Source organism: Aquimarina algiphila, from assembly GCF_007489275.1.
GTDB lineage: Bacteria > Bacteroidota > Bacteroidia > Flavobacteriales > Flavobacteriaceae > Aquimarina > Aquimarina algiphila.
In genome coordinates this window covers 1-4,846 of the sequence record NZ_VLNR01000133.1, presented here as the reverse complement: position 1 = coordinate 4,846, position 4,846 = coordinate 1, and the positions used below count along the sequence as shown (strand labels likewise).

Genomic DNA, 4,846 nt, shown 5'->3' with positions numbered 1-4,846 from the left:
TACAAGTTATTTAATACACACACTTTTGGGGGTGGGTCAATTTAAACAAGAATAGGTGGGTCAGTTTAAATAGGATTTACTGGGTCAATATAATAGGAATAGGTGGGTCAGTTTGGCAAGAATTTCCAGACTTACAAAATACTTCTAAAGAAATGGACATTGCGAACTTCGAGATTAATATTAAAGCATTTGTAACACGGCCTGTGATATTAAAAATAGACATCGACGACAATCGAGAAATACCAATTACACACGAATTTGATTTTTTTAACTTCTTAATAATTGGAGAAAATGAAAAAAGTGTCCCGCTAATTGATTACATCAATGAATTTCGCATGGAGGTAAGTCGGCAAAATAAAATGAATGAAAAAATCACAAAACGCTTCGAAAATGCGCGAGGAGTTCGATTCAATCGCCAAACAAAGGAAACAACAAAAATAGAAGGAATAACTATTACGGCACGGTTAACTAAAATAGATGCTAGCAAAAAAAAGCAATTCACTTTAGTTGATAAAGTTTGGCTTATCATGAAATCCATTTTCGATGAACGAACATTTACATTCTCGGAAAATGGTTTTATTATAGAACGCAAGAATTGAAAAAAAAGTTGTTTTCCAAATTAAAATTTTACCTTTGTTTTAAAGAATTAATGGCAGATAAAGCATTTATAACATCCGAGATATTAAAGTGGGCTAGACAGTCCGCCAAAATCTCTGTAGAAGATGCTTCCAAAAAAGTTTCTGTATCACCTGAAAGGTATCTGACTTGGGAAGATGGAATTGATTTTCCGACAATTCGACAAGCAAAAATATTGGCAAATAGTTTTAGGAGACCTTTTTCACTTTTCTTTTTACCTGAAATTCCAAAAGATTTTCATCCACTTCAAGATTATAGAAGAGATGACTCACAGGAATTAGATACTGCTTCGTTATTTATAATTAGAGATGTCCAAGAAAAACAAAATTGGATTAGTGAATTATTTGAAGAAATAGGAGAAAGTACTCTTCCATTCGTTGGCAAATATTCAATAAATGATAACCCGGAAGTTGTTGCTAAAGACATATTGAATACTTTAAAAATTAATCCTAACGATTATAAAAAAACGCCAATTATAGAATGGATTGACAAAGCGGAAAGTGAAGGAATATTTATATCTCGTGCAAGTTTCTTACACTCAAGATTAGTCCTAGACAGAGATTTAATACAAGGGTTTGCAATTGCTGATAAATATGCACCATTTGTTTTTGTAAATTCAAAAAATTGGAATGCTCCGCAACTTTTTACACTTGTTCACGAATTAGCTCATATTTGGATAGCAAAATCAGGTATATCAAATGAAGTAGATATTGATTTTAACGATAAAGTAAAATCAAAATTTCATCCAGTAGAATTATTTTGCAACCAAGTTGCAGCTAATGCATTAATGCCAAGAGAATTAATTACACAACTTGGTAAAGATACTTTTGATTCAAACAATAAGATTTTTAAGCAAGCAAAAGAACTTGGTATAAGTTCGTTTGCCTTATTAGTTCGAGCTTTGAACTTAAAATTAATTTCTCAATCTAATTACAAGATTCTAAAACAAGATGCTCAAGATGAGTTTGAGAAGTTTTTAGAAAGAGAAAAGATTAAAAAAGAAAAACAAAGAGAACGAAAAGGAGGTCCAGATGCTTATCTGCTTCGTCTAAATAAAAATAGTAAACTCTTTACCAGAATTGTAATGGATTCTTTTAACAATGGTTCATTGTCACCTTCAATAGCAAGTAGTCTGCTTAACACCCGGATAAATAAGTTCCAAAAATTTGAAAAACTACTTGCCTAATGTTTAAAAATGAAAAAGTAGTTTACTGTATTGATGCTAATATTCTTATTCAAGCTTGGCAAAAATATTACTCACCAGAAATTTGTCCATCATATTGGGAAGTTTTAAATAGTTTGGGTAAAAAAGGTGTGATTTTTATTCCCGAATTAGTTTACGAAGAAATTGAGAAAGGAGAAGACAATCTATTCGAATGGCTAAAGAATAGCGATATTCCAATTAAAAAAATTGATGGAGAAGTAACTAAGTGTCTTAAAGACATATATTCATCAAATCCCAATCACAAATATTTAGTTTCAAGCAATGGAATTCATTCAAAAGCTGACCCTTGGGTAATTGCTCATGCAATGAAAGAAAATGCAATTGTCGTTACAAAAGAGAAAAAAGATTTTATCAAAAAACAAACCAAGATTAAAATCCCTCACGTATGTGATAATATGAATGTTAGTTGGATAGATGATTTTGAATTTATAAAAAGTTTGAATATAAAATTTATTTGTAAACCAGAATAAAGCGAGTGGCTAACAATGTATAAGAAAACATAGGGCTTTTAGGATTAACCCAAAGGTCTGTGCTTATTTGCAAAGTCGACAACTATAAAATTTGGCGTTTACGAAAAATGATAAAAGCAAAATATTTATATTTGGCTAAGTACCAATCCGAAACGTATTGCTTAATACCTTGCCCTACGTTTCTTAACTAACATTATGGAAGCAATTTTTGAAATTATAGTTATCTTGATCTTCTCCTATCCAGGAGCAGGTTTTAGATGGTTCATTTCGAGATTTTGGAAATCTAAAAAAACATTCAAAGATTTTTTAAACGATGATTCATATATGAATGGAATAATTGGTATATTAATACTTTCTGCACCTGTAATTATATATAATATGATTTAACCCCTTAAGAGGGTAACATTTTTTTAATTTATGACACAAATGTAAGATAAGTAGTTATTGCTTATGGATTAAAATATTTATAACTCATAAAAACAATATGAAATGAAGAAATTAAAAAAAGAGTTTCAAAGATCACAATCTACTTTAAATGATTTTAAAGGTTTTGGAATAGATAAACTAATTTGCATCAAGGGTGGATTGAATCAAGGAGGAAGTATATGTAACTTAAATTTGAATCCAAGTGAAAACACCGATGATTAAAAATTAAATAGATAACAATTTATTACTTCCACTGTAAAAAGCCCGACTAATAACCGGGCTTTCTCAACAACAATAAAACACACTTTTACAGCGAACGAACAATAAGTTTAGGTTGCAAAGGCTGAGCCTTTTTTGTAGAGATTTTCTTTACTTCTTCTGAATCTCTTATAAGCCTTTGATGATATATACTATATTTGAGCATAGGGATTTCATTATATCTATTTTTACGTGCTACCAGGTAGTTATCTCTATAATCTTCGTTTGGTTTCTCTACTTGTAGTATTACGTCACCGTCAAATTCAGAATCAGAACCGCCATGCATAGTTTTGCCTGTAGTTCTCTGGAAAATCAAAAAGAATAGTGGCTAAAAACAACGAAACCCCTTTATAAAAGAGGTCTCATGGGTGTCGGGTAGAGAGGATTCGAACCTCCGATCTCTGGTCCCCCAGACCAGCACTTTAACCGGACTAAGCTACTACCCGTTTTTACTTAATTACTTCTAAAAACCAGTTGTTTTCAGTGCATTTAAGTTTTAATAAAAATTCATAAAATTGTTTGAAAATTAATTCGATTCTATTTTTGTGATTAAAAAAGCACAATGAATTGTTAATTATAGAAGAGCAACTTCAAAAGGTTATTCTATAAAAATCGAAGTATATATTCAAGGCGCAAATATAAATATTTAGGTTTAGATAAATATTAAAAATCCAAAAAGTCTAAACAGATCTATGACATAATAAAAAAACTAAATTAATGGCTCGATTGTAGTGATTGTTCTTAAAGAAGTTTATAAGTATATAAGCGTTTTGAGCATATAATGCCACCGATAGAAATCTCAATCAACACAAAAAACAATCACTTTTTTATCCATGTAGATTAATTTATGGTCTATAAACAAGATAAAAAAATAAATAGGCATAAGATATTCTAATTCATGTCAAGTCTCTTGAGTTTAAACATGGCAGACACTAGTTAGCAGAATATTAAATGAACACTATCAATCAACTCATTGCTATACATGAACTATAATTCTTTATTGAAGTTTTACCAATTCTAAATGTATTTTTATTTTGCTTCCAGAAATTGTAGCATATATTTTGTCTTCTTTTTTTCTATATTTTATTTTATTAGGAGAATCAAGTTGCTTATTAGGAAAATTACGTGCATTATTTTCGCAAATAAATTCATGGGCGTTAGAACTTGTCATTTTAAATGAAGAAGGTTTAGTTTCGCCCTGTAATTGAATTTGAAAATTCCAGTGATTATCTAATTTTATAAGCCCAAATTTTTCTTTTTTTATTGTATCCCCATTTTGTACTGTAAATCCTAATCCAACATACTCGGTTTTACTTTTTTTATCCCAATTTTCAAACATTTCTTTACCAACCTCCTTAGTATTGATTTTCCATGTACCCAACAACCAATCAAAATTATCCGCTTCTTCAGTCAACTTAGGAGTATCCTCACTGATTACCGATTCTTCTTTTTTATTTTGATTACAAGAGATAAGTAAAATTGTAATCAATAACACAAATGTTTTTTTCATAATTTTTGATTTTGCTATACTATTGATAAAAAGATATTATTAATCTTATCATTTATATTTTTACTTAAAATTAGATGAAATGGATAAGGAAAAATATTTCACCGTATTGCACTGAAAAACCAGTAAAAAACCAAAGAAGAATGTAAAGGTTATTATTGAATACGTCTTGCTTAATTAGAAAAATAGTGTACTAACCCGTTGTGCATTTAGTTAATATTAATTTTTAGGTTGTTTATATTTCTGTTGAATTCAAACCTATTGATATATTGAATAATGGTCATTGCTGTGATCTTTGATAAGATTCTATTTTTAAATCCCTCA

At 29.6% G+C, this 4,846-nt stretch carries 7 protein-coding genes, 1 tRNA gene and 1 pseudogene; 5 read left to right on the top strand and 4 right to left on the bottom strand.

The genetic code is table 11. The features are described 5' to 3' along the window. Positions 1-152 precede the first annotated feature (152 nt). The 5 genes from FOF46_RS30315 to FOF46_RS31970 all read left to right on the top strand — a co-directional run bounded on the left by FOF46_RS30315 (position 153) and on the right by FOF46_RS31970 (position 2,979). Entirely contained in the window at positions 153-599 is a 447-nt protein-coding gene (locus FOF46_RS30315; protein ID WP_143919161.1) for a hypothetical protein, read from the top strand. Between the two features lie 50 nt (positions 600-649). Next, a complete protein-coding gene (locus tag FOF46_RS30310) occupies positions 650-1,822 on the top strand; it encodes an XRE family transcriptional regulator (protein WP_143919160.1) in 1,173 nt (390 codons plus the stop codon). Further along, on the top strand, positions 1,822-2,331 hold the full coding sequence (locus FOF46_RS30305) for a DUF4411 family protein (protein ID WP_143919159.1): 510 nt from the start codon (positions 1,822-1,824) through the stop codon (positions 2,329-2,331). Before FOF46_RS30310 ends, FOF46_RS30305 begins: the two co-directional genes overlap by 1 nt. Positions 2,332-2,526: 195 nt before the next feature. Beyond that, positions 2,527-2,718 carry a hypothetical protein gene (locus FOF46_RS30300; RefSeq protein ID WP_143919158.1) on the top strand — a complete coding sequence of 64 codons (192 nt, stop codon included), beginning with the start codon at positions 2,527-2,529 and terminating at the stop codon, positions 2,716-2,718. Positions 2,719-2,820: 102 nt separating this feature from the next. Continuing rightward, positions 2,821-2,979, top strand: coding sequence for a hypothetical protein (locus FOF46_RS31970; protein WP_167572017.1), 159 nt, complete (start codon positions 2,821-2,823; stop codon positions 2,977-2,979). Positions 2,980-3,064: 85 nt separating this feature from the next. Here FOF46_RS31970 and FOF46_RS30295 read toward each other — a convergent pair whose 3' ends face one another. The 4 genes and pseudogenes from FOF46_RS30295 to FOF46_RS32875 form a co-directional block, all read right to left on the bottom strand. Further along, positions 3,065-3,301 carry a hypothetical protein gene (locus FOF46_RS30295; protein ID WP_143919157.1) on the bottom strand — a complete coding sequence of 79 codons (237 nt, stop codon included), beginning with the start codon at positions 3,299-3,301 and terminating at the stop codon, positions 3,065-3,067. Between the two features lie 85 nt (positions 3,302-3,386). Beyond that, positions 3,387-3,461 (bottom strand) — tRNA-Pro (locus FOF46_RS30290). 551 nt (positions 3,462-4,012) lie between these two features. After that, on the bottom strand, positions 4,013-4,525 hold the full coding sequence (locus tag FOF46_RS30285) for a DUF6265 family protein (RefSeq protein ID WP_143919156.1): 513 nt from the start codon (positions 4,523-4,525) through the stop codon (positions 4,013-4,015). A 206-nt stretch (positions 4,526-4,731) separates the two neighbouring features. Continuing rightward, a pseudogene (locus FOF46_RS32875) lies at positions 4,732-4,846 on the bottom strand (IS982 family transposase); the annotation flags it as partial.